At 44.5% G+C, this 22,123-nt stretch carries 22 protein-coding genes; 5 read left to right on the top strand and 17 right to left on the bottom strand.

Annotated elements, in window-relative coordinates; genetic code table 11:
* Positions 1-59 precede the first annotated feature (59 nt).
* The 4 genes from IGJ01_RS02115 to chvE all read right to left on the bottom strand — a co-directional run bounded on the left by IGJ01_RS02115 (position 60) and on the right by chvE (position 4,382).
* Positions 60-395, bottom strand: a complete 336-nt coding sequence (locus tag IGJ01_RS02115) for a PTS sugar transporter subunit IIB (RefSeq protein WP_008376144.1) — start codon at positions 393-395, stop codon at positions 60-62.
* A gap of 12 nt (positions 396-407) precedes the next feature.
* A complete protein-coding gene (gene mmsB, locus IGJ01_RS02110; RefSeq protein WP_005227258.1) occupies positions 408-1,604 on the bottom strand; it encodes a multiple monosaccharide ABC transporter permease in 1,197 nt (398 codons plus the stop codon).
* 1 nt (position 1,605) lies between these two features.
* Complete coding sequence (mmsA, locus tag IGJ01_RS02105; protein ID WP_005232243.1) at positions 1,606-3,135, bottom strand: multiple monosaccharide ABC transporter ATP-binding protein; 1,530 nt, start codon at positions 3,133-3,135, stop codon at positions 1,606-1,608.
* Between the two features lie 146 nt (positions 3,136-3,281).
* On the bottom strand, positions 3,282-4,382 hold the full coding sequence (chvE, locus tag IGJ01_RS02100; protein ID WP_086372573.1) for a multiple monosaccharide ABC transporter substrate-binding protein: 1,101 nt from the start codon (positions 4,380-4,382) through the stop codon (positions 3,282-3,284).
* Between the two features lie 232 nt (positions 4,383-4,614).
* On the opposite strand from chvE, the gene IGJ01_RS02095 reads away from it, so the two are divergent.
* Genes IGJ01_RS02095 through IGJ01_RS02085 form a run of 3 tightly spaced genes read left to right on the top strand, consistent with a single transcriptional unit; the run spans position 4,615 to position 8,609 of the window.
* Positions 4,615-5,619: an ABC transporter substrate-binding protein gene (locus tag IGJ01_RS02095; RefSeq protein ID WP_194199303.1), complete on the top strand. Its 1,005-nt coding sequence runs from the start codon at positions 4,615-4,617 to the stop codon at positions 5,617-5,619.
* 10 nt (positions 5,620-5,629) lie between these two features.
* Positions 5,630-7,078 (top strand): histidine kinase, encoded by a 1,449-nt coding sequence (locus tag IGJ01_RS02090; RefSeq protein WP_194199304.1) that lies wholly within the window; start codon positions 5,630-5,632, stop codon positions 7,076-7,078.
* Complete coding sequence (locus IGJ01_RS02085) at positions 7,056-8,609, top strand: response regulator (RefSeq protein WP_005232247.1); 1,554 nt, start codon at positions 7,056-7,058, stop codon at positions 8,607-8,609. The genes IGJ01_RS02090 and IGJ01_RS02085 overlap by 23 nt, the downstream gene beginning before the upstream one ends.
* 77 nt (positions 8,610-8,686) lie before the next feature.
* On the opposite strand, the gene IGJ01_RS02080 is transcribed toward IGJ01_RS02085, so the two are convergent.
* Together IGJ01_RS02080 and IGJ01_RS02075 are read right to left on the bottom strand one after the other, a co-directional pair.
* Positions 8,687-10,759, bottom strand: a complete 2,073-nt coding sequence (locus tag IGJ01_RS02080; RefSeq protein WP_005232250.1) for a DNA topoisomerase III — start codon at positions 10,757-10,759, stop codon at positions 8,687-8,689.
* A complete protein-coding gene (locus IGJ01_RS02075) occupies positions 10,692-11,069 on the bottom strand; it encodes a DUF1033 family protein (RefSeq protein WP_005227251.1) in 378 nt (125 codons plus the stop codon). Before IGJ01_RS02075 ends, IGJ01_RS02080 begins: the two co-directional genes overlap by 68 nt.
* Before the next feature lie 312 nt (positions 11,070-11,381).
* Here IGJ01_RS02075 and IGJ01_RS02070 point away from each other — a divergent pair, with 312 nt between their 5' ends.
* Positions 11,382-12,242 (top strand): AAA family ATPase, encoded by an 861-nt coding sequence (locus IGJ01_RS02070; RefSeq protein ID WP_430601340.1) that lies wholly within the window; start codon positions 11,382-11,384, stop codon positions 12,240-12,242.
* 121 nt (positions 12,243-12,363) lie between these two features.
* Here IGJ01_RS02070 and IGJ01_RS02065 read toward each other — a convergent pair whose 3' ends face one another.
* Both IGJ01_RS02065 and mnmA read right to left on the bottom strand, forming a co-directional pair.
* Positions 12,364-12,525, bottom strand: a complete 162-nt coding sequence (locus IGJ01_RS02065; RefSeq protein WP_430601339.1) for a hypothetical protein — start codon at positions 12,523-12,525, stop codon at positions 12,364-12,366.
* A gap of 257 nt (positions 12,526-12,782) precedes the next feature.
* Entirely contained in the window at positions 12,783-13,901 is a 1,119-nt protein-coding gene (gene mnmA / locus IGJ01_RS02060; RefSeq protein ID WP_026008140.1) for a tRNA 2-thiouridine(34) synthase MnmA, read from the bottom strand.
* A 368-nt stretch (positions 13,902-14,269) separates the two neighbouring features.
* On the opposite strand from mnmA, the gene IGJ01_RS02055 reads away from it, so the two are divergent.
* The gene (locus tag IGJ01_RS02055) at positions 14,270-14,983 is read left to right on the top strand and encodes a C39 family peptidase (protein ID WP_430601338.1); all 714 of its coding nucleotides are present in this window, start codon (positions 14,270-14,272) and stop codon (positions 14,981-14,983) included.
* Positions 14,984-15,069: 86 nt separating this feature from the next.
* Here the strand turns inward: IGJ01_RS02055 and IGJ01_RS02050 are convergent, their stop codons facing one another.
* From IGJ01_RS02050 to IGJ01_RS02010, 9 genes are all read right to left on the bottom strand, one after another.
* Entirely contained in the window at positions 15,070-15,588 is a 519-nt protein-coding gene (locus IGJ01_RS02050; protein ID WP_005232258.1) for an Asp23/Gls24 family envelope stress response protein, read from the bottom strand.
* Positions 15,589-15,644: 56 nt separating this feature from the next.
* Positions 15,645-15,839: a DUF2273 domain-containing protein gene (locus IGJ01_RS02045; RefSeq protein WP_005232259.1), complete on the bottom strand. Its 195-nt coding sequence runs from the start codon at positions 15,837-15,839 to the stop codon at positions 15,645-15,647.
* Between the two features lie 11 nt (positions 15,840-15,850).
* A complete protein-coding gene (gene amaP / locus IGJ01_RS02040) occupies positions 15,851-16,414 on the bottom strand; it encodes an alkaline shock response membrane anchor protein AmaP (RefSeq protein ID WP_005232260.1) in 564 nt (187 codons plus the stop codon).
* A 205-nt stretch (positions 16,415-16,619) separates the two neighbouring features.
* Positions 16,620-17,225 (bottom strand): metallophosphoesterase, encoded by a 606-nt coding sequence (locus tag IGJ01_RS02035; protein ID WP_005232261.1) that lies wholly within the window; start codon positions 17,223-17,225, stop codon positions 16,620-16,622.
* Positions 17,226-17,267: 42 nt separating this feature from the next.
* The gene (locus IGJ01_RS02030) at positions 17,268-18,113 is read right to left on the bottom strand and encodes an aldo/keto reductase (protein WP_008376169.1); all 846 of its coding nucleotides are present in this window, start codon (positions 18,111-18,113) and stop codon (positions 17,268-17,270) included.
* A gap of 177 nt (positions 18,114-18,290) precedes the next feature.
* Positions 18,291-18,632, bottom strand: coding sequence for a DUF1831 domain-containing protein (locus tag IGJ01_RS02025; protein WP_430601337.1), 342 nt, complete (start codon positions 18,630-18,632; stop codon positions 18,291-18,293).
* 68 nt (positions 18,633-18,700) lie between these two features.
* Positions 18,701-19,840 (bottom strand): cysteine desulfurase family protein, encoded by a 1,140-nt coding sequence (locus IGJ01_RS02020; protein ID WP_016611430.1) that lies wholly within the window; start codon positions 19,838-19,840, stop codon positions 18,701-18,703.
* A 199-nt stretch (positions 19,841-20,039) separates the two neighbouring features.
* Positions 20,040-20,993 (bottom strand): mannose-6-phosphate isomerase, class I, encoded by a 954-nt coding sequence (gene manA, locus IGJ01_RS02015; RefSeq protein WP_176257035.1) that lies wholly within the window; start codon positions 20,991-20,993, stop codon positions 20,040-20,042.
* 45 nt (positions 20,994-21,038) lie between these two features.
* Positions 21,039-22,055, bottom strand: a complete 1,017-nt coding sequence (locus IGJ01_RS02010; protein ID WP_086299028.1) for a serine hydrolase domain-containing protein — start codon at positions 22,053-22,055, stop codon at positions 21,039-21,041.
* Positions 22,056-22,123: the final 68 nt, after the last annotated feature.

The raw sequence follows: 22,123 nt of genomic DNA, 5'->3' as shown, positions 1-22,123 counted from the left end.
CAAGGCACTACTCTAAACAACATATTCAAACGCTAAAAGACACATCTTTTTACGCGAGCCTAGCGATCGTTTTGTAAAAGGGTCAGGCTGTCTGTAAGGACAGCTTCGCCATCTAACAGCTCGTAATCTGTTTCTTTGATTAATTTATATGGCACCGCTTTGACCATGAGAAAGTCTTTTAATCGATTGACTTCGTACTTCGACTGCGGACCGATCAACAAAGCATCGACTGTTTGCTGCTGCAGGATCTGTTCAGCAATGATGGCTGGTGCCGAATAGATATGCACAGCTAGCCCTTTTTCATCTGCGGCCCGCTGCATGTTTTTCACTAAGAGACCCGTAGTGATGCCGGCGGTACAAATCAATAAAATCGTCTTTTGTGCTTGGTCCTCCATAAACAGGCCCTCCTACGAAATTTTCTTTTTCTTATTGTAGATATCCAGCACGACAGCCAGCAGCAAAATCAACCCTTTGATGGCTTGCTGCCAATCGACACCGACCCCTAAGATCGACATCCCATTGTTTAAGACACCCATCACGAGACCACCAACGATCGCCCCCATCACAGTACCAATACCGCCTGAGGTAGAAGCACCGCCGAAATACACTGCGGCCATTGCATCTAATTCCATTGACGTTCCCGCTTGCGGTGTGGCTGCATTCAACCGAGCCGCTAAAACCAAGCCCGCCAAAGCTGCCATCATCCCCATGTTCACGAAGACCCAGAAGGTGATTTTCTTCGTCTTGATTCCCGAAAGTTCGGCTGCTTTTTTGTTGCCGCCGGTTGCATAGATTTGCCGACCAGCGACGGTTTTGTTAGTCAAAAATCCATAGGCAGCCACGATCACCCCTAAGACGATCAAAATGATCGGATACCCTTGATAAGAGGCAAAGATGTAGGTAGCACCGAGAAAAACAACCGCAGTAAAGACGGCTTTAAAGGCAAAGGCTGCCATTGATTCCACTTCAAAAAGATTTTTTTTGCGGCGCTCACGGGTCCGCCATTGGCCTAAAATCAGGATGCCCGTGATCACTACACCTAAAATCATGGAAAGTAAATGGATCTGACCGCCTGCAATATCTGGCAAATAGCCGGTGGAAATTTGTTGGAATGCCTTGGGAAACGGTGCCAATGATTGACCGCCTAAGACGACTTGGGTCAATCCTCGAAACATTAGTAAACCAGACAAGGTCACGATAAATGCTGGGATACCGACATACGCGACCCAGAAGCCTTGCCAGGCACCGATCACTGCGCCCATCAGTAAGCAAAGAGGCACTGCCAACCAAGGACTGATGCCGTTATTGACCATCAAGACGCCTGCAATCGCACCGACAAACGCCATCACGGAGCCTACGGATAGATCGACATGTCCTAACAAGACGACCAAAAGCATACCGGCTGCTAAAACGAGAATATGACTGTTTTGCAACACGAGGTTGGTGATATTCAGCGGCCGCCAGAAAATTCCGTCGGTCATGAGCTGAAAGGCCACCAATAATACTGCTAAGATAATGATCATACTGTATTTGCTAAAGATTTCCAGTGCCTTTTCTTTCAGCGAATGGCTGCGTTCTTTTTTTAATTTATTGGTTGTTTCCATCTCAAACCCCACTCTCTTCTAGTGTCATTAGATTCATCAATCGTTCTTGGTCTGCCTCTTCCCGTAACACTTCGCCCGTGAAGCGGCCTTCGTTCATCGTGTAGATCCGGTCGCACATGCCTAATAGTTCTGGTAACTCCGAGGAGATGATACAGATGGCTTTGCCAGCTGCTGCCATCTCTTCGATGATCGTATAGATTTCGTACTTCGCCCCGACATCGATCCCGCGGGTCGGTTCATCTAAAAATAAGATATCTGGTGTGGTCATCAGCCACTTTGCCAAAACGACTTTTTGCTGATTCCCACCACTCAAACTGCCAACGTTTTGATAGATTGAATTGGTTTTCGTCCGCATTTTTTTGCGAAATTCTTCTGCCATCGTGACTTCTTTTTCTTTATCGATGACCCCTTGGCGGCTGATTTTGGCAAGACTAGCGATGGTGGTGTTCTCGCGAATATCCATCAGCAGATTCAAGCCCAACGCTTTTCTGTCTTCCGACACATAGGCTAACCCATTTTTGATGGCGGTTGGCACGTCTTTGACAGAAATCGGTTGGCCGTCTTTATAGACTTCCCCCGAAATCGAACTGCCATAGGAATGACCGAAGACACTCATGGCAAACTCTGTCCGTCCCGCACCCATCAAACCGGCGATGCCGATGATCTCTCCTTTGCGGATCATCAAGTTCAAATTTTCATTCACCACACGGGTATGGTCGATTGGATGATGGACCGTCCAATTTTTGACTTCAAAAAACGGTTCACCAATAGCGGGTTTCCGCTCTGGGTAACGATTGGTCAAATCTCGCCCAACCATACCGCGAATGATACGCTCTTCAGAGATTTCGGCCCCGCTCAGCGTCTCGATCGTTTGCCCGTCTCGTAAAATCGTGATGCGATCCGCCACATTGACGATTTCATTCAGCTTGTGGGAGATAATGATCGAGGTGATCCCTTGGTTGCGAAACTCTTTGATCAGCTCTAACAGATTGGCACTTTCTTCTTCATTCAACGCCGCGGTTGGTTCATCTAAAATCAACAATCGGACGGATTTTGAAAATGCTTTGGCAATTTCCACCAGCTGTTGATGCCCGACACCGATTTGTGAAACCAGCGTATTCGGGTCTAATTTCAAGCCAACGATCTTTAAGAGGTTATCTGTTTTCTTTTCGGTCAGATCCCAATCAATAATGCCGTGTTTGGCTTGTTCATTTCCTAGAAAGATATTTTCTTTGATCGACAGGTAAGGACTTAAGGCTAACTCTTGATGAATAATAACAATTCCTTTGTCCTCACTGTCCCGCAAATCTTTGAACTTGCATAACTCCCCTTCATAATAGATCTCTCCATCATAGCTGCCGTAAGGATAGAGTCCGCTTAAGACATTCATCAGCGTGGACTTGCCAGCGCCATTTTCTCCACACAGTGCGTGGATCTCTCCTCGCTCGATCGAGAGGTTGACGTTATCAAGGGCGCGAACCCCTGAAAACTCTTTGACGATGCCTTTCATCATCAAAATATTATCTGCCATGTTCTTTCACCCTTTTCCTTTTTATGTAAAAGTGATGCGCTCCCTTTGTAAGAAAAGCGGAAAGAACGAATACTGGGGATGATTCGTTCTTCCCTGCTGCTTTAGGGGAAACTAGCATCTTTTCTCGCTGGATCTGCACTCCTTGCTTAAATGCCCAGCTCTTCTTCTGTATAGTAATCGGTATCGATCAATTCTTCTTTGTAGTTGTCGCTATCCACAGAAACAGGATTTGACAAGTAGGTTGGTACGACTTTGACGCCATTATCATAGGTTTCAGTATCGTTGACCGGCACTTCCTCGCCATTGGTGATGGCTTCGATCATTTCGATCGTGTTTTTCGCTAACACCCGTGTATCTTTAAAAATCGTTTGGGTTTGTTCGCCCGCGATGATTGATTTCACTCCTGCCACCGTCGCATCTTGACCGGTGATCACAGGCAGTGGTTTATCAGAGGAACCATAGCCCACACCTTTAAGCGATGAGATGATTCCTAGGCTGATTGGATCATAAGGTGAAAGAACAGCATCCAATGTTTGATCCGTATAGTTGGCACTCAACAAATTGTCCATCCGAGCTTGCGCGGTTGAACCATCCCAACGCAAGGTAGCGATTTGGTTGAAGTTGGTTTGACCGGAAGGAACGACTAGCTGTCCGCTGTCAAAGTATTGTTGGAAAACCGAAAGGACCCCATTATAATTGATCAGTGCATTGTTATCATCTGGAGAACCGCCGAATAATTCAATGTTAAATGGTCCTTCACCATCTTTGAGGCCTAATTTGTCTTCAATATAAGACGCTTGCAGCACGCCGACTCCAAAATTATCAAAGGTGGCATAATAATCGACGTATTCCGAGTTCATCAGTAAACGGTCATAGGCGATGACTGTGATGTCTTCGTTATGGGCTTTTTCCAACACGTCCGTCAGTGCCGAACCATCGATCGAGGCGATCACTAAAGTATCAACGCCTTTGGTGATCATGTTCTCAATTTGTGCCACTTGGTTTTCTACTTTGTCTTCTCCATATTGCAGGTCAGTTTTATAGCCAAGCTTCTCTAATTCCTCTACCATATTGTTGCCATCTGCGATCCATCGTTCTGCCGATTTGGTCGGCATCGCGATCCCAACAAATCCTTTGTCTCCGTCACCGTTTGCCCCGCTATCTGATCCATTCCCACAAGCTGCTAACAATCCACCAACCAATAAGGTGGATGCTAGGACGACCAATTTACCAAAAGTACCTTTCATTGTGATCCCTCCATGTCTTTTTCTTACATATTCAGTATAGCTAGTTAAGGAATCGCTTACATTTAGATTTTTTCGAGGTTTCTTGGATTTCTTGAGAAAAAACGGCCCAGTTACCCCCTTTTCTCTTCGGAATCTTGGATTTTTTAAGATTCCCTTGGTTTTTATTTGATTTGATATTTTGTGTAAAGCGCTTCCGTATTTTTTAGTAGAATAGACCATAGAGGTGAAAAAAATGAGGAATATAAAAATTGGGTTGTTCGTCTGTTTGTTTCTAGCTTGCTTGGCTGGTTGCCAAGCAAACAAAGAAACAACCACTGAAACAGCGGAAGAAAGTATTGTGATCGGTTTTTCCCAGTCGGGAACGGAAAGCAGCTGGCGTAAACGCCATACGGAATCGATCCGCACTGAATTAGAGAAGGAAGGCTATGAAGTCCTTTATCGTAACGGTTATATGAATCAAGAGCGACAGATCCAAGATATCCGTAATTTTATCGTGTATCAAGTCGATGCCATCGTCTTTACCCCCATTCAGGAAAACAATTGGGAACCGATTTTGGAAGAAGCGGCCCAAGCTGGGATTCCCGTTTTCGTGGTAGATCGACATGTCAATGTCAGCGATCCCTCTTTATTTTTGACCCATATCGGGCCAAGCTTCAAAGCCGAGGGCAATCGTGCAGGTCTCTACGTTAGTAATTATTATAAAGAGCATGAGAACAAAACAGTCAATGTTTTAGAATTGACGGGACTGGATGCTACGTCCCCGACGTATTTGCGCTCAGAAGGGTTCCGAGAAACCATCAAGCGTGATTATGCCCATAACAATGTGACGATCCAAGTCGTAGACGAATTAAACGGCGATTTCATCCGCCGTAAAGGCAAAGAAGTCATCGAACAATACATCGAAGCAGGCAAAATGGAACAGATTGATGTCTTGTTCAGCCACAATGATGAGATGACGTTGGGTGCCCTAGAAGCCTTAGAAAAAACCGATATTGAGCCGGGGAAGGATTTAGTGATCGTATCGATCGATGCTCAAAAAGAAATGATCGATAAATTGAAGCAAGGAGTGGTCAATTGTGTCGTTGAGTGCAACCCAGATGCCGGGGTGTTCGTCAAAAATGCCATCTCTCGCTACTTGGCTCGCGGCGCCGATGCCATCCCTCGTGAAATCTATGTCCATGAAACGGTTTTTTCCAGTGACATGGATTTCGATCAGATTCCACCGAGAAATTATTGAGGAGATGAAGATGAAAACAAAAAGTATCAAGGGCATCTTTCAACAGACGAATAAACTGATGATCCTCGTCGCCTTTATTCCCCTCGTACTAAGTAGTGTGTTTTACTCACGGCAGATTTTCATTTACCAAAATACCATCAACAATATTGAAGAAGCCAATCAACTATCGGAAAAAGTCGATGCCATTGTCTTGGAAGAAATGTGGGACTTAGTCTTTGGCCAAAAAACCGTCGAACAAGTCCAAGAAACCAATGTAATTGAGGAATTGAGGAGCGACCTGCAACACATCCAAGAAAATACCAGCACTGCGAAAGAGCTCAATATTTTAGCGGTCGCCTTTCGGACGCTCGATTCTTTAGAAACCTATCAGCAACAGTTGATCGACAATATTCTCAAGGATGAGCCGGTGGAAAAAAACCAATACGTCATGATCCAAGTGGATTCGGTGATCGATTTGCTATCCGATATTTTGCAGCAATTCGTCGGGGTAGAGATCAGCTTAGCCAGCCAAACCAATCACGAACTAGTCCAATCGGTATTGTTACTGATCCTTTTTCAAGTCGTGTTGCTTTTGATCATCTTTGCGATCATCAATAAAAACCGGCGCTTTGTTCGGGACAATCTGCAAGACCCATTGGATCGGTTATTAGATCTTTCCAACGAACTATCCCAAGGACATTTGAGCTACCGAGCAGAACTGCCAGAAACCCCAGAACTGCGGACCTTGACGAGTAGCTTGAATCGAATGGCAGATGACTTGACCCGGCTCTTGGAAGAAAATGCCTTGAAGCAGTATCACTTAGCCCAAAGTGAGGTGCGGGTCTTACAAGCCCAGATTACCCCACATTTCATCTATAATAGTTTAGATGCGATCGTTTCTTTGATTGAAGCTGCCCGTTACGAGCAAGCAACGGAAATGACCTATGCGTTATCGGATTTTTTCCGTATCTCCTTAAGCAAAGGGCAAGACTGGATTCCTTTGGAAAAAGAATTGCGGCATGTGGGCGATTACTTGAAGATTTTGCAGATTCGCTATGGTAGGATGCTGTCTTACACCATCGAAGATCAAACCGTCAGTCCAGAACTGCAGGTTTTGAAAATGGTCCTGCAGCCCCTAGTTGAAAACGCCGTTTATCATGGCACCAAGTTTGTCCGTCGCGTCGGCATGATTCGAATTACAGTGTCAGAATTGCCTCACCAGATTCAAATGACCATCAGTGACAACGGCATTGGGATCGACCCTGACCGTTTGGAGGAGATTCGTCGTAACCTTAAAGAAACCACTGATCCCGCCTCTGAGAGCGGCTATGGCCTATATAACGTCTATCGCCGTCTCCAGCTGAACTACGGCAGCGAAGCGCAACTGACGATCCACAGTCAATACCAAGAAGGCACCACGATTAACGTCACAGTACCAAAAAGGGAGGAACCCAACCATGTACAAAGTGTTCATAGTTGAAGATGAACATCTGATTCGCGATAGTTTACGCCACCAAATCATGACTCTCGCCAAACAATACCCGATCGTTTATAGCGATGAAGCCGCCGATGGCGAATTGGCGCTAGCTTCGATCCTTGATCTGCGTCCGGATATTATTATCAGCGATATCAAAATGCCGTTTATGGATGGCTTGGTCTTTGCGAAAGAAGCCAAAAAATTATTGCCGCAAGTTCGCATTATTTTTGTTAGCGGCTTTGATGATTTTGACTATGCAAAAACGGCACTGCAGCTGCAAGCAGACGATTACTTACTCAAGCCCATCAAAAACGAAGAATTAGAACAAGCCATCAAAACCGTCGTTCAACACTTAGATGAACAACAAACCACCCATCAGCAATTATCCAAAGAAGACGATTTATTCGAAATGGAAATCAAAAAAAATCACTTTCTGAATCATCTCTTTAAACAAAAGATCACGATCTCAGAAGCTTTTTTGCAAGCAGAAGAACTGGGACGGCGCTTTTCAGGCAAACAGTTTTGTGTGCTGTTAGCAAAAACCCCCTTCAATCAAAGTTTTTCTGACTACACTCGCTTTAGCCAGCAGCTGACCAAAGCCTATGAGCAAGATGATGCCGTCTTGTTCTCCAGTGTCTCTAGCCGCTTCATCAAGTTTTTACTTTTTGACCATGACCGAGAACAAGTTTTAGAAAAAGCCTATCAGATCGCTCAAAGCCTCGTTCATGGTTCTGGGGAAGAAGTGGCAGTGGCGATCGGACCTATAGCAGATCGTTTCTCGGGCATCCCTCTTTCTTATCAGAAAGCTCGTGACATGCTAAAAACCTATGGCAGCATCCGCAAGGAAAAAATCATCAGCTATGAAGATGACATTCGGGAAGGGGAACTGTCCCCCACCAATCCTTTCAAAACCGATCTTGCTTCAAGACTGGCAAATGCTGGGAAACAGACGATCCCTGAGCTGACCGATGAATTGATGGCGCCTCAAGGGACCGTTGAGCGAACGCAAATGTACCGTTTGTTCGTCTTGGTCGAATTGCTGGCATTATTGAAGAAAAAAGACAGTCATTCGCTGCCCCAGATCGTTCAGCACGCCCATGACTTAGACTATCTAGCGGCATTGACCCATGAGCCAGAGAACTATCAAACGACTCTGGCAGAACTGTTGCCGCTATTGACCAAACAACCCATCAATCCTGCAATGGCGAAATATCAAAGCGTCATCAATCAAGCCAAAGCCTTTATCAGTGAGCACTTTTCTGATCCCAATATTTCCTTAAATGTAGTTGCTGAAAAAGTTCATTTGAGTCCGGCGCACTTCAGCACCATCTTCTCGCAAGCCACTGATTCTACGTTTATCGAATACTTGACCGAGCAACGATTGACCTTAGCTAAGGAACTGCTGTTAACGACCAATCTACGGCTATCTGAGATCGCCTTTGATGTTGGCTATAATGACCCAAATTATTTTTCCTTTTTGTTCAAGAAGAAAGAAAGTATCTCACCGAAAGAATACCGTCAAAAAAATGCCTAGTTGAATGAATGGATACAAAAAAAGAGTGAGAGACAGCAAAATCGTCCTCACTCTTTTTTATTTTCTACCTCATTCAGTTATTTCTTCTCCATAGCAGCTTTTAAAGCAGCTGCTAATGGGCTTTCTTGCGGTTCTTCTTGATTGATTTTATTCATCAAGCGGCGTTCTTCGTGTTTCGACAGCTTTTTGCTGCGCTCTTTTTTATCCGCCATTTTTTCGGTGGTCCCATCGAATTTACAGCGGAAATAGGCGCCATTTTTGCCCTCAATGATCTCCATCTTTCGGTGACATTGCGGGCAACGTCGGTTTGAAACTTTCGGGTCTTTCCGACGACGGTACTTGCAGGTGCCACTGGAACAAACATAGATCTTGCCATCACGGGTATTTTTCTCCCGCAATGGTTCGCCGCATTCTGGACACCGTTTTTGGGTCAATGAGAAATCTTGGTACTTGCTCTCACTTTGCTTGATTTCTTTAACCAATTGTTTAGTGTCTGCTTCGATTTGCGCGAGGAAGGTTTGGGCAGAGTAGGTGCCTTTCGCGATGGCTTCCAGTTCCTTCTCCCATTTTTCCGTCAACTCTGGTGTCACCAAGGAAGGATTGACTAAGACTAACAACTGCTTGCCTTTTGGCGATACTTGCAAGCCGCTTGGGGTCCGCTCCATCAGCTCAGATTTGATCAGCTTTTCAATGATCTCCGCACGGGTTGCCGGCGTACCGAGACTATGTTTTTCCATTTTACCTAAAAGAGTTCCTTCATTCAACGGTTTCGGTGGTGTGGTCAACTCTTTCTGGATGGTGAACTCAGGCTTGACGGTACTGCCTTTTTGCCAAGCTATGTCACTGGTTTCTTCTTCAGAAGTCGTTTTCCATCCCGCTTCTAACACGGTATTGCGGTTGAATACAAAGGTTTCTGAACCAAAGGTCACGGTCACTTTCTGCTGCTGCTTTTTATGGGGTTTCGCAAAGAGCATTAAGAAACGACTAACGATCATTTGATAGATCCGTTGTTCATCGGTAGTTAATTTTTCATAACGTGCCCGCTGTTCCGTTGGCAATAGGGCATGGTGATCGGTGACTTTTTTATCATTGAAGACAGCTTGCTGCACCACTTGTCCGCCATTTTTCAAGTATCCTTTGACTTCTGGGGCAAAATCCGCAACTGCCTGCAGGCGTTCCTTCATGGTTGCCTTCATATCATTAGTCAAATACTTGGAATCCGTCCTTGGGTAAGTGACGATTTTATGGGTTTCATACAAGCTTTGAACAAGCGACAAGGTCTTCTTGGCTGAAAATCCATAACGCTGATTGGCTTCTCGTTGGATCTCGGTCAAATCGTAGGGCAATGGTGCACTTTCTGTTTTGACCTTTTCTTCGATCGCTGTCACGCGACCATTTTGTTGACTCATTTGCTTGACCAATGCTTCGGCGTCGCTGCGTTCTTTTAGTTGATAGGGATTTTTTTGCTGCAGGCGGGCCTTGGCATCGCCTACGTTTAGGGTAATCACATGATAGGTTTGCGGACGGAAACTCTCGATTTGCATTTCCTGACTGCGCACCAAAGCTAAGGTAGGGGTTTGGACCCGACCCGCACTAAGATTGTCTTGATATTTGACCGTCAATGCCCGCGTGACATTCAACCCTACCAGCCAGTCGGCTTTTGCCCGCGCAAGGGCGGAGTAGTAAAGATTGTCGTAGTGCTTGGCTGACTGCAATTTTGCAAAGCCTTCTTTGATGGCTTTAGGGGTTTGCGAAGAAATCCACAAACGTTTGACTGGTTTGTCAAAACGAACCCACTCCAAAATCCAGCGAGCGACTAGCTCCCCTTCTCTTCCCGCATCGGTAGCGATCACGACTTCCCCGACATCTTTTCTTTGAGCCAATTGTTTGATGGCTTTTAGTTGATGACCGGTTTTTGGCAACGGCTTGATCCCGATGGACTTAGGGATCATCGGTAACGTTTCCATCTGCCATGATGCCCACTCTTTGTTTAAATCTTCAGGCATTTTCAAGCCCAATAAATGACCAAGGGCCCAAGTAACGATCGCCTTGGGTCCTTCGTAATAATTTTTATGTTTTTGCTCACAGCCCAAAACTTTGCTGAGGTCTTTGGCAACGCTTGGCTTTTCCGCTAGAATTAGTTGTTTCATAAAAATCTTTCCTGCTTTCGTCGACGACTTGCTGATATTCTTTGAGCAATGCCAGTCCAATATATTGTTGGAGGTAATCGTCGCATTCTTCGCACCAGCGTTCGTCTTCTTCATTCCAAAAAGCCGTCATAAAGTTTGATTTTGCATTTATGTACGAATACTCTTCTCTGATTTCTTGCCATTTTTGTTCATAAAATGACTGCGCCTCGCTGAAAGTTGCAAATGTGAACGCCTCTTGAATATCTGACTGCCATCCCTCAAAAAACCACCACGGTTCATTGTCCCCATACATGACTACTACTTGATACATTCCATTGCTCCTTTCACGATTCCTTCCCCATATTAGTCACTTTTACTTAAACTTGCAAGGAATAAGTTTCAGCATTTAAACATCGCTTAAAGAATTCATTAAACCTTCGTTTTTTTGTACGTTTTATCGGTTGCTTAAGATTACATCATTTCTATGCCCTTATAGTCTAGCACAGAAGTTTCCTGTTGTGAATATAACAGGAAAAGATTAAAAAAATATCAAACAAGATTTATTTTAACCTCGCAAAAAAAAATTTATCTGTGATGGATATGCTACAATAATGGCAACCATGAAACTGCCAGGAGGTGCCCCATGTATCTCGAACAAATCACTTTTCCCGATCAAGAAACCGAGTTTGATTTTTTCCTTTCTATCCAACGGACTGTCTATGATTCTTACTACCCTTTTCAGATTCTCAGTGCCCGCCGTTTTCAGCAGATCGATTTTGAACCAATCACGATTTTATATGGCGGCAATGGTTCTGGCAAAACCACTGCATTGAACGTGATTGCCGAAAAGATCCACGCGCAGCGCTTTGCTGCGTATAATCGGTCGAATTTTTTCGAGGACTATTTATCCTACTGTACTGCTCGTAGCAACGACGAACCGCAAGAAAAAGTGCTTTTGACCAGCGATGACGTCTTTGACTTCATGCTGGATATTCGAAACTTAAATCAAGGGATCGATCATCGCCGAGAAGAAGTGTTTCAAGAATACTACCAAGCAAAGTATGCGGACTTTCGTTTCACAGGTTTTGACGATTACCATGAATTGAAGAAAATCAATCTCGCACGATCCAACACACAGTCCAAATTCACCCGCAAGCACTTGATCGACAACGTCCGAGAATATTCCAATGGTGAAAGTGCCTTTCGCTTCTTTCAAGAAAAGATTCGTCCCGACAGCCTTTACTTATTAGATGAACCAGAAAATTCCCTTTCTGCTGATCGTCAGTTGGAACTGGTGCAGTTACTGGAAGATTTCGCCCGCTATGAACAGTGCCAATTCATTATTGCTACCCATAGTCCTTTCGTTTTATCTTTAAAGGAAGCCAAAATCTATGATTTGGATCAAACACCTGTCGATGTTCGGAAGTGGACGCAGTTAGCTAATGTCCAGCAGTATTACCGCTTTTTTCAAGCACATCAAGCCGAATTTGATGATCGATCATGACCAAAGCAAACCATTTTCCGTCAAAGATTTCTTTTGGCATTTTTTTCCGCTACACTCACACAAAGACCAAAATCAAATTGATCAGAGCAATATAGAAGGCGACCACTCCCGCAATTTTGCCTCACTTGACTTCTGCTTGGTTATACTGATCGGAATGCTCCGCAATCTGAGCGGACAAAAAGCAGAACTTTTTAAAAACAAGCAAATACCCTGCTAAACCAAATAGTACGGCTAAGGCAAGTTGGTTGATTTGGCTTGAAATGACCTGATTCTGATGAAGCATTACCAACCCTACGGCACTAACCTCCCCTCATTTCATGAGGTTGGCTCTTGTACGATTCATGCACCTCCCCCTTTCTTTTAAAAATGCCAATGCATCAAAAACATTCATTTTCTGAATAAATTATAGCATAATTTGACTATTTTTTAAAAATAGAACGCGCTCGCTCTAGTCGTATTTTCGAATTGATTAAAAAAAAGCCCTAGCTAAGTGCAACTGATTGGTTCAGTGTTCTTAGCTAGGGCTGATTTTGTTAGGTGTTAAACATATTGTAATTCTTTGGCTTCTTTGTAGGCTGCATCGATCAAACCGCCGCCCAAGCATTCCATGCCGTCATAAAAAACGACTGCTTGTCCCGGAGTGATGGCGCGTACTGGTTCGTCAAAAATCACTTCTGCTCGATCTCCATCTAATAGACGCACGGTTACCGGTACATCTTGTTGACGGTAGCGGAATTTTGCTGTGCATGAAAATTCCGTGCCGCGGTCTTGTTCTGTAGTAAAGTGGATTTGGCTTGCTTCCAAGCGATCTGCATACAAAGCGGGGTGATGGAATCCTTGTCCCACATACAAAGTGTTGGTCGCTAAGTCTTTTCCTACGACAAACCATGGTTCTTGAGTGGCACCGCCGCCGCCAATGCCTAAGCCTTGACGTTGTCCGATGGTGTAGTACATCAAGCCATCGTGTTGTCCTTTGACTTCACCATCTAATGTAACCATATTGCCTTTTTTCGCTGGCAAGTAATTACTCAAAAATTGTTTGAAATTCTTTTCTCCGATAAAGCAGACACCCGTGGAATCTTTTTTCTTGGCTGTTGCTAGACCTGCCCGTTCAGCGATCGCTCGTACTTCTGATTTTTCCATGCCGCCTAGTGGGAACATGGTTTTGCTCAATTGTTCTTGTGACAATTGGCTTAAGAAATACGTTTGATCTTTGTTGTTATCCACGCCTCGCAACATATGAGTTACGCCGTTTTCATCAACGGTCACTTGCGCATAATGGCCAGTTGCTACATAGTCGGCACCAAGATCCATCGCATAATCCAAAAAGGCTTTGAACTTGATTTCCTTGTTACACATGACATCTGGATTTGGCGTCCGTCCGGCACGGTATTCTGCAAGAAAATATTCAAATACACGGTCCCAATATTCTTTTTCGAAATTCACTGAATAATAAGGAATCCCGATTTGCGCAGCCACTTTGGCTACGTCTTTGTAGTCTTCTGTTGCGGTACAAACACCGTTTTCATCGGTATCATCCCAATTTTTCATAAAGATCCCGACAACATCATACCCTTGTTCTTTCAGCAAAAGTGCTGTTACTGACGAGTCTACCCCGCCACTCATTCCAACCACCACACGGGTGTTTTCGTTAGACATGATCGTTTCACCATCATTTCAATTATAGATTCTGAAATCATCTACGATTTGAAGGTCGCAACTTTTCAGTAATTTGCATTATACAACAAAACACAAAAAACTTCACTGTTTGCTGTCTTTTCTTAAAAATTCCTTTTTTAGAAAAGACATCTGGAGAGAAGTTGCTGTTCGTTATTCCACCCACTCAGCCAAATAGAGGAAGCGCTGCTTTTGTGTCTGTCATCGACAGCTGTCCAAACAGTAACAACTTACTTTTCAAATGGTGGTTGTCATAAAATCGTATGAAATTCTTCAGGAAATGCAGAAATGCTCTTATTAGAAAAAGACTATACTTCTCTTAGATATTACTTTACGAGGAGGGGCATTTCATGCGATTGCACACAAGGATATCGAAAACGAGGAGAAACGATGGGAAGAAAGAAAAGAGCCTTGCACTGCTGCTTTTTCTCATCGGTGGTGTTTTTGTCATTCATTACGTGATTGATCAGGTCAGGGATGCTGCGTTTGATCAGACAGCGCTTGTCTCAAAACAGTTCACTCGCCAAGCCAATCAAGCTCTTCAACAAGCGATGGCAGATACGCAGCAACTGCCGTTGATTGTACAAACCGATCAACGCTGGGGCAATAACACGTATGGATATGGAGAAGAGCAAAATACGTTTGCGGCAAACGGGTGCGCTATTGCTTCTTTAGCTATGATCGATTCTTTTTGGACGGATCATCCGTCGAATCCTGACAAACTATTGGAGTGGGCTGGCGATCAATTTTATCTTCCCAAACAAGGAACAAGTTGGCAAATCTTTTCTCAGTTTGCCGAAGCTTTCGGTTACCAATTTGCCGATTTAGGAAGTTCATTTGAGGCTGCCTATGAGAAAATGACACATGGCATTCCCGTCGTGGTCTCGGTTCAAGCAGGAACCTTTACGACATCCGGACATATTATGGTATTGGCTTTGAACAAAGAAGGAACGATTCAAGTATTCGATCCTAATGATTCCCCCGAAAAAGCCCATTATGAGAAAAGCTATCCTAACGATGTCTTTCAAGCAGAAGGAATCCATTATTGGAGCTTTTGGCTTTGATGTTCTGATCGGCTGAAGCTGCAAAAATACACCTTTTGTGGGACAAAAAAAGACTAGCCGCAGCTAGTCTTTTGCTTATCTTGCTATTATTGAACGCGTGGTTCGTTGTTTTCTTGAATACGCGTCGTTGTCCGGTTGAAGGCACCTTTGGCTTTACGTGTTTGTTTTGACGCAAAGTCGCCAGTTGTTTCTGCCGCACTGCTTACTTTGTCTTGAACTGTTTCAGAGTCTTTTTCGAATTGTTCACGTGTTTTGACATCTGCTACATTCACGTTTACTTCGATGACTTCTAAATTCGTCATTTTGTTGACTTGTGTTGAAACAACCTCTTTGATTTGGTCGTAAATCGTGGTCATGTCGCTGCCATATTCTGCAACGATATCAAGATCGACTGCCACTTGTTTTTTCCCAACTTCAACGTTGATCCCTGAAGTCACATCATCGGTGTTGACTAATTTACCTGCAATATTTGAGAAGAAACCGCCATCGACTGTTAAGAGTCCGTCTACAGATTCTAATGCAATGCCTACGATTTTTTGAATCACTTTATCTTCGTAAGTTAATTCTCCTTTAACACCTGTTGTTGGTTTTGTTTGGTTTTCCATCGTACATTCCTCCTACTATAATCTTGATATAAATTAAACTAATAATGTTACCAAAGTTAACGGCGCGGTCTTTGAAATTGTTCAAAGAATCCGACTTCTTTGAGATAAAATCCCAGATACGTACCTAGTGCCGTAAATAGCACCAGCAGTATGGTTTTCAAAAAGCCGATCGTTAGAAACAGGATCGCTAGGATCAAACCGAAACCTGCAAAGATAAGCGGGATCTTATAGTGGTAGAACCATTCACTCATACCTGTTCCTCCTAAACTACACGCGGTTGGTCATGGGCTGCTGGCGTTTCTTGCGTATCTTTTAAAACAACTTCCGTTTGGATATTGCTTTCGATACCGAAAAGCTGCTGCAGACTGCTGCTGATCTCACCAACCAAAGCTTCTTGTTTTTGCGGGATGGCTGCTGTTTGTTTCATTTCTCCATCGATTTTTACCGCTACTTTATTCTTGACGATTTTGATTTTTACCGATGGCTGATGGATGAAATCTGCTTGTTTCACCCGCTCGAGCACAAAATGCTCTAACGCCTTCTTCTGAATCACTAAATCGCCTGTCTTATGGGGAATGATCAAGCGGTCTGAGCGTTTTGGATAAAACAAAACGACAAAGAGTGCGATCACTGTAAAAATAGCAAAGCCAACAGATAACCAAAAGAGCAGCATACTCATGGAAGATCCGACCCAAGGATATTCATCCAAAGGAATCAAGTAAACAGGCAATGAAGCCGCTTGCTGATTGGCGATGATCCCAAAATAAAAGACAAGTAAGAGTAAAAGCAATCCGATGATAAAAATCACTTTAGAAATCTTACGCATTGGCAACCTCCTTTACTGCTTTCTACTTAAAGCATACACATTTCTTAAATATCCATCAAATAATAACTCTTGGAATCGATTATTTTTTACATATAAAGTTTATTTTTATCAAAAAAATTTCCTTAATCAAAGCTTGCTGTCAAAGTCATCACAAAAAAAGCAAGCCACCCGAATCTGTTTGGATGCTTGCTTTTCTTGTTATCTGTTAACGAGCTAGCTTGGCAAGTTCTTGTTGCTTTGCATGATGTAGCACCGCCAGTTCATTTTCGGAAACTGGTCGACCGAAGGGACGCGGCTGCGGCAGAAACGCCAATTCCGGTGCATCGACTCCTACGTTGAGATTCTCAGCGATTGGTACACTATGATGATGGATATGCCCATGCAGATTGCGGCTGTTTTTGGTGATCCCCAGCAGCATAGGATAATGGGTTAGTAAAAATTGCTGATGAGCAAACTTCAGCAAAACACCAACATCTTCAAACGCATACTTTTGGGCTCCCAAACAACCAGGATCATGCTTGCGCAAGTACGCAAAGAAAGCCCGGGTATCATGATTGCCTTTGATAAAAACGATTTTGCCCTGCAGCTGTGCTAACAGCGCCGCAATTTCTGGAAAACCTGCTTCATAAGCAGGGTGCATCGCGACATCCCCTAAATGATAAACGACATCTTTATCCGCAACGACCTCATTCCAGCTAGCGATCATCGTTTCATGCATTTGCGTCACTGTCTCAAAGGGGCGTGGGGCAAAGTCATTGTCCCCGAGCAAGGCTGCATGAAAATAATGGGTATCAGACGTAAAAAATTTCATAGTCGCTCCTTACTTTACTGCTTTTTTCTGTGATTAGGGTCTTCAAATCATCGCTAGCGGCTGCTTTTTCGTTGGCTCCGGAAAGCGTGCATCGATTGTCGCCAATTCGCTTTTGGAAAAAACGATTTTGGTAGCTTCAATGTTCTGCAGCATATGCAGCGAGTCACTGGTTTGGGGGATCGCTAAGACGTGGGGTTGTCGAAGGGTCCATGCCAAAAGCAGCTGAAAAATCGTGCAGCCTTTGGCTTCTGCCAGCTCTTTCACCACTTCATCATTTTTGAAGTGGTGCCCTAGCCGATCGCCTTGAGCAATGGGTGAGTAGGCAATCACCGGAATCTCAGCCTCTGCCTGCCAAGGCAAAAGATCGTATTCGATCCCCCGGGCACCTAAATTATAGAGTACTTGGTTGGCGGCACATTGATCGCCGTTTTCTAACCGCAACAGCTCCTCCATATCTGCCACGTCAAAATTAGAGACGCCCCATGCACGAATCTTTCCAGAGGCTTTGGCAGCTTCTAGTGCGTCAACTGTTTCTGCTAACGGCACATCTCCTCGCCAGTGGAGCAGATACAGATCAAGATAGTCGGTGCCTAAACGCGCTAAGCTACGGTCTAAAGCTTTCGGCAATTCATCTGCGGAGGCATTCCAGGGATAAACTTTTGAAATCAAATAAAGATCCCCTCGTGTAAAGGGCTGGATCGCCTTGCCAACTAGCGTTTCTGCGTTTCCCTCGCCGTACATTTCTGCGGTATCGATGACAGCCGCTCCGGCTTTGATGCCCGCTTGCAGCGCATCGATCTCGGCTTTTTCCTTAGCAGGGTCATCCCCCATATGCCAAGTCCCCATTCCAACGGCTAACACGGATTGCTTGTTTAAGGTTCGTTTCATCTGGATTCCTTCTTTCTCGTCTCAACGTATCCACTTTCTGAGAACGGCTTAGGTTTGTTTACTTTAGTATAAAAAGAAACCGGCAAAGATACAAAAGAAGTGTATCAATCCCTTGCCTGTTTGGCGGAGTGACACACTTCTTGCCCTTTGAACGGTATAGCTGCTTTTGACAAAAGCTTACGCTTTGACAAACAACCCGCGGCTGATAAAACCATCCATTAAAAAGTAAAATTTTTCTTGCAGCATTTTGTGCTGTTCATCTTTGAAAATATTGACTGCTTTTAATCCATTGGCTGTCGTGATCGACATCTTGAAGGTTTGCAGATCTTTTGCAACAGTGATTTTTAATTTAAATCCTTCTTTGCTTTGGGGTGTTGCTTCAAGGCCACGAATCAATTGGAAGTTGCCGCCGTTCGTTTCTGTAAAGCCATTGTCCCGCAACGTATATTTTTTTGCTTCAGGAGCAATGCGGTATTGGGTTGCTGCGCCTAAAACGGTTGCTGTTGTTTCAAATACCATGTTCTTCACCTCTTTAACATCATTTCTTTCATTATAAATAGTTTTCAGCGAGATTGCTAGCTGTTCTCCTACTTTTTCGTTGCTAAGACAGTTTCTGCTAATAGCTGAGCAAATGCTTCGATTTCCGCCAATGTGTTGCCATAGCCAAAGCTGACTCTGACCGATTCCCGGATAGCTGGATGCTCTTTGCCTACCATCGCTTCTAGCACATGGGAGGGTTCAACATTGCCCGCCGTACAAGCGCTGCCTGTCGAGATGGCGGCTCCTTTTAAGTCCAATTTCATCAGTAACAAGTCACTGCTGACCCCTGGGAAACGCAGATTCAAAATATGGGGCAATTTGTGTGCTGGATCACCATTCAACTGAACATCAACGCCTTGTGCTGCTAAGGTCTCCATCAGCACATCGGCAAACGTTTGATATTGTTCTGCCGCTGCTTGCTGCGCTTCGGGGGTATGCAAAGAAGCTGCTTTGGCCATTCCCATGATGGCTGCCAAGTTTTCCGTCCCTGCTCGCCGTTTTTCTTCTTGTTCGCCACCGTGGAGTAGCGAAGGTAGCGACAAGCCATCTCGTTTATACAAAAAGCCGATCCCTTTTGGTCCGTTGATTTTGTGAGCCGAAATGCTTAGGAGATCAATGCTATTTTCATTGATTTCAAGCGGGATTTTGCCATAAGCTTGCACGGCATCGGTATGAAAAACGGCGGGATGCTCCCGTAAAAGGGCGCCAATTTCTGCAATCGGCAACAAATTGCCCGTTTCATTGTTTGCCGTCATTATGGATACTAAAATCGTATCGGGACGTAAGGCAGCCTCAACTTCACTGACGGCCAATTGCCCCTTTTGATCTACGGGCAAATAGGTCACCTCAAAGCCTAAGCCTTCTAAATAGCGCATACTCTCAATGACCGCCGGATGTTCGATCTGGGTCGTAATGATATGTTTGCCTTGTGCTTGTTTGCTAAGGGCTGTACCGATGATCGCTGTATTATCACTTTCGGTACCTCCACTGTTAAAAATGATCTCATGTTCCTTGACCCCTAGCTGCTGAGCGATCGCTTGACGAGCCAATTCTAATTGGGTGTGGGCATCTCGACCATAATGATGAATGCTTGATGGATTGCCAAAAAATGTCTGCATCGTCTCACTCATCACTTTGATCACTTCTGGGTGCAGCGGTGTCGTTGCTGCATGATCTAAGTAAACCATTCTTTTCACCTATCCTTCATTACTGCCATTATAACAAATCTTGCTCAGACGTCTATCGTGAGTGTCCATACGAAAAAACCTGTCAGTCAAAAGCGGAAAAATCGCCAATGATGACAGGCAGCTGAACGCGTTCAGCCTTACGAAAAATCAGGAACGTGTGCTGTTTTGCTTGTGCGAATCACGTCACTTACTGATCGTTTTATTTTTTTCCAGGTTCAGAGGCAATGACAGTCAATTCACCAACCAATTCCCATTTCTTGATCGGGTTTGGCAAAATGCAGCTCGTGCCCATTTTTAGTTCATAGGAATGACCGTCGATCATCAACTGCCCATACCCATCAATCACGGTCATCAAGGTATAATCGGCCTTTTGTGCCAAAGATAATTTCCCACGTACTTCCCATTCATACACATTGAAAAATGGCGTTTCAAGATAGGTAACGACTGCTGATTGTCCTTGTTTGACTTCACGGATCGATAATTCTGGCGTCCGTGCAGGAATCGTCGTCACATCGATTGATTGTTGGATATGCAGCTCCCGTGTTTGTCCTTGATCATCAGTACGATCATAGTCGTACACCCGATAAGTCGTATCCGAGCTTTGTTGGGTTTCTAAGATCATGATCCCTTTCCCAATGGCGTGGATCGTTCCACTTGGCACGTAGAAGAAATCGCCTTTTTTCACAGGGACTTTTGTTAACAAATCATCCCAACGACCCGCTTCGATCATTTCCGCAAGTTCTTCTTTGGTTTGTGCGTGGTGGCCATAAATGATTTCCGCACCTGGTTCGGCATCAATAATGTACCAGCATTCCGTTTTCCCTAATTCCCCTTCATGGGCTAGCCCATACGTGTCATCAGGATGGACCTGAACGGATAGATCATCTTCCGCGTCTAGAATTTTAATTAATAATGGAAAGACTGGTTCGTCTGAATGTCCAAACAGTTCTTGATGGTCTTGCCAAAGATCCGCCAATGTTTTGCCTTTAAACGGACCATTTTCAATGACGCTCACCCCATGAGGATGCGCACTGATCGCCCAATCTTCACCGATCTTGTCACTCGGTAAATCAAAACCAAAAACAGAATGCAGGCGACTGCCGCCCCAGATTTTTTCTTGAAAAACAGGTTTCATAAACAATGGTTCCATAATTGTTCCCCTCTCTAGTTGTTCGTGCATATTATAGCATGAATCCGCTTATTCGGCAGATTCTTTTAAGTAACATTGCAGGATTTCGTCACGATGACCCAAGTAGCTTTCTCGATGATCCACTGGATGGACCCGATTCGATAAGAAAATAAACGCTTTTTTGTTAGGGATATCTACTGCGAGAAACGTGCCTGTATAGCCTGTATGAAATAATTGGTACGGCGCACCCAATAAGTCCCAGCCATAGGTGCGGGGCTTTGTGCTTTCAGGCGTCTGCCTCTGAGCCAGCGCCTGCATCACTTTTTCTGAGAAAAACGGCGCACCTTGCTGCTGACCATTTGCCAATAACAGTTGAACGAACAGCGTCAAATCATCCACGGTAGAAAACAACCCGGCGTTGCCGGCATGGTTTCCCAGCACTCGTGCTTTTGGGTCATGGGTGATTCCTCTAAGGATACTGCCGTCTGGCTGCTGCTGGGTAGGCACGATCAATGGCAGCTGTGAAGGAGGAAAAGGCGGAAAGCCGCTGTTCTTCATGCCTAAAGGCGTCAAGACTTCTTCTTGAAAAATCTCGGTCACTGGTTTTTGATACAGCTCCTCCAATAAAAAGCCCAGCAAAATCGTCCCAGTATCCGTATAGCTGACCGTTTGACCGATCGTATCACTGCTTTCAAGCTGCAAATACGCCTTGCGCAAGGCAGCAGCATCCAACTGGTCTCGATGAGGAATCCACGTGTTGATGGCTGCCGTATGCGTCAGCAAGTGCTTGATCGTTACCCGATCGTCTTTAAACGCTGGCAACCAACGAGTAAGCGGCGCCTCCATCTCGATTTTTCCTTGATCCCACAATTTTAACAGAACACTCGTTGTACAAACGACTTTCGTCAATGAGGCTAAATCAAACAAATGATCTTTCGTCATAGGTTCGGTTTTCGGAAGAAGCGCTGCCTGTCCGAATACCTGGGTCTCTTGGGTTTCACCAGCGATAAAACGCAGCACCGCTCCTGGGAAAACGGTCGGCATTTTTTCTTGAATGAGCTGTACTGTTTTTGGGTACATTGTCATCGTTCCATACTCGCTCCTTTCAGGCTTGTCTTGCTTCTAACTTTAGCACTTTTCGCCAATGAAAAAAA

Source organism: Enterococcus sp. AZ089 (assembly GCF_050547225.1).
Taxonomy (GTDB): Bacteria; Bacillota; Bacilli; order Lactobacillales; family Enterococcaceae; genus Enterococcus_D; species Enterococcus_D entomosocium.
This window is presented reverse-complemented; position numbering and strand designations above follow the sequence as displayed.

Bases quoted from the DNA above. Each gene is read 5' to 3' on its own strand.
- IGJ01_RS02115 (WP_008376144.1), bottom strand. From the start codon at position 395: ATGGAGGACCAAGCACAAAAGACGATTTTATTGATTTGTACCGCCGGC.
- mmsB (WP_005227258.1), bottom strand. From the start codon at position 1,604: ATGGAAACAACCAATAAATTAAAAAAAGAACGCAGCCATTCGCTGAAA.
- mmsA (WP_005232243.1), bottom strand. From the start codon at position 3,135: ATGGCAGATAATATTTTGATGATGAAAGGCATCGTCAAAGAGTTTTCA.
- chvE (WP_086372573.1), bottom strand. From the start codon at position 4,382: ATGAAAGGTACTTTTGGTAAATTGGTCGTCCTAGCATCCACCTTATTG.
- IGJ01_RS02095 (WP_194199303.1), top strand. From the start codon at position 4,615: ATGAGGAATATAAAAATTGGGTTGTTCGTCTGTTTGTTTCTAGCTTGC.
- IGJ01_RS02090 (WP_194199304.1), top strand. From the start codon at position 5,630: ATGAAAACAAAAAGTATCAAGGGCATCTTTCAACAGACGAATAAACTG.
- IGJ01_RS02085 (WP_005232247.1), top strand. From the start codon at position 7,056: ATGTACAAAGTGTTCATAGTTGAAGATGAACATCTGATTCGCGATAGT.
- IGJ01_RS02080 (WP_005232250.1), bottom strand. From the start codon at position 10,759: ATGAAACAACTAATTCTAGCGGAAAAGCCAAGCGTTGCCAAAGACCTC.
- IGJ01_RS02075 (WP_005227251.1), bottom strand. From the start codon at position 11,069: ATGTATCAAGTAGTAGTCATGTATGGGGACAATGAACCGTGGTGGTTT.
- IGJ01_RS02070 (WP_430601340.1), top strand. From the start codon at position 11,382: ATGTATCTCGAACAAATCACTTTTCCCGATCAAGAAACCGAGTTTGAT.
- IGJ01_RS02065 (WP_430601339.1), bottom strand. From the start codon at position 12,525: ATGCTTCATCAGAATCAGGTCATTTCAAGCCAAATCAACCAACTTGCC.
- mnmA (WP_026008140.1), bottom strand. From the start codon at position 13,901: ATGTCTAACGAAAACACCCGTGTGGTGGTTGGAATGAGTGGCGGGGTA.
- IGJ01_RS02055 (WP_430601338.1), top strand. From the start codon at position 14,270: ATGCGATTGCACACAAGGATATCGAAAACGAGGAGAAACGATGGGAAG.
- IGJ01_RS02050 (WP_005232258.1), bottom strand. From the start codon at position 15,588: ATGGAAAACCAAACAAAACCAACAACAGGTGTTAAAGGAGAATTAACT.
- IGJ01_RS02045 (WP_005232259.1), bottom strand. From the start codon at position 15,839: ATGAGTGAATGGTTCTACCACTATAAGATCCCGCTTATCTTTGCAGGT.
- amaP (WP_005232260.1), bottom strand. From the start codon at position 16,414: ATGCGTAAGATTTCTAAAGTGATTTTTATCATCGGATTGCTTTTACTC.
- IGJ01_RS02035 (WP_005232261.1), bottom strand. From the start codon at position 17,225: ATGAAATTTTTTACGTCTGATACCCATTATTTTCATGCAGCCTTGCTC.
- IGJ01_RS02030 (WP_008376169.1), bottom strand. From the start codon at position 18,113: ATGAAACGAACCTTAAACAAGCAATCCGTGTTAGCCGTTGGAATGGGG.
- IGJ01_RS02025 (WP_430601337.1), bottom strand. From the start codon at position 18,632: ATGGTATTTGAAACAACAGCAACCGTTTTAGGCGCAGCAACCCAATAC.
- IGJ01_RS02020 (WP_016611430.1), bottom strand. From the start codon at position 19,840: ATGGTTTACTTAGATCATGCAGCAACGACACCGCTGCACCCAGAAGTG.
- IGJ01_RS02010 (WP_086299028.1), bottom strand. From the start codon at position 22,055: ATGACAATGTACCCAAAAACAGTACAGCTCATTCAAGAAAAAATGCCG.